At 49.6% G+C, this 1,386-nt stretch carries 1 protein-coding gene; it reads right to left on the bottom strand.

All coding sequences use genetic code 11. From position 1 onward, the window contains the following. Positions 1-116: 116 nt before the first annotated feature. Positions 117-521: a hypothetical protein gene (locus V6D20_12915; GenBank protein HEY9816681.1), complete on the bottom strand. Its 405-nt coding sequence runs from the start codon at positions 519-521 to the stop codon at positions 117-119. Between the last annotated feature and the right edge of the window lie 865 nt (positions 522-1,386).

The following is a 1,386-nucleotide window of genomic DNA, read 5'->3' as shown; positions in this document are numbered from 1 at the left end:
CAACGTTGGGAAGCCTCACAGCGAAGCAGCTGATCGACAAGGGGAGGGTGGCCGAGGTTCTGCGCTACCTTGAGCACATAGAGCAGGGCGGTTACGCTTAGGAGTGCCCGTTGTGATCAGTCATGATGCGGCCCTTGGATCTCTCCTACGTCGCGCTCAATGGCCCTAACGGTATGAAGCGACTGACCTATACCCCTCATCTTAGCGGCCTCTCTCAGCGTGGGAAACACCTCTTCGCCGTTACCCTGAAGGCAGTATAGCGAGTTTTTTGTCTTCACCAGCCCCGTCTCTTCGTCAAACTTCACTACTGCGCTGGTGAACACATAATCACCAGACTGCCAGCGGCGCTTGTAGTCGCTCACCACTGTACCGTAAAGGAATTGAACATCTTTACCTTCAAGATCAATGCTGACTAGCTCCCAGTCCTGGACGATACAGGCTTTGTCACGGTGACTCTCAGCTGTAGATCCCCATGCAGGGAGGGCATTAATAGTTCTTTGTTGTTCCATGATGGGTGCCATGTAGGGTGGGGTTACGACTCTATCAGAGTCAGTGAGGATATGGAAAGAACGTTGCTACCTTGGTCTTACCTTAAGCAACCTGCAAAAAACGATAGCTAGTCCCAGTCATCCTAGATGAAGAACCTTCATGTCCAGCTATCCATATTGAAGCTATGATAGATGTATAGTAGTAGGGTGAAGAAGCTGTTGAAAACAATCTGACAACAGGATTCATCGTGAACGAGTACCTCGAAATGATTTTGTTAGCATCTCCGCTTCTGGGGCTTGGAGCCTTAGTAGCACTCGCAGCATGGCTATCATATCGCAATTCAAAAAAGTGACTTTCTCTCGTATGGGAGCTGGGAAATGTCAGGGCTGAGCATAGCGGTTACGCATCTCAATGTTCCCTATGGAAACATAGTTTCTGAGGAAGACCTATCGCTTGCGCTGCGTAACGGCACAACCCAAGTCGGTGGAATTTCGGAATCGTCAGCGGCAATCATAGCAAGTGCGTTTGTTGAAACGACGCCAAATCTGTTAATGCGGTGCATTCGTGAGGCAGGTGCTAGCATACAGACGGCAAATGAATTATACAAAGAAAGCCTCCGAGACAACATGCCCAGATGTCCAGAATGGGAGGAGGCTGTCAGCCATTTTATACCAGCACCTCAGGAGCGGCTACGAGGAAGCGTGAAAGCCTATTACCGGCCATTCGATCCGGCAGATGATTGAGGCCTATCTCTAATATTTAATAGTAAAACAAAAAGAGGCTCGATGAGCCTCTTTCTACTAAGGGATACTTTTATCCCTTTGCTAAGTCTCTACTTGGCCCTGGGTATCTCAGGGGTAAAGCCGAAAAGCCTCCATGCCTGGACGCCCGGCGTCC

The sequence above is a fragment of the Candidatus Obscuribacterales bacterium genome, assembly GCA_036703605.1.
Taxonomy (GTDB): domain Bacteria; phylum Cyanobacteriota; class Cyanobacteriia; order RECH01; family RECH01; genus RECH01.
This window is presented reverse-complemented; position numbering and strand designations above follow the sequence as displayed.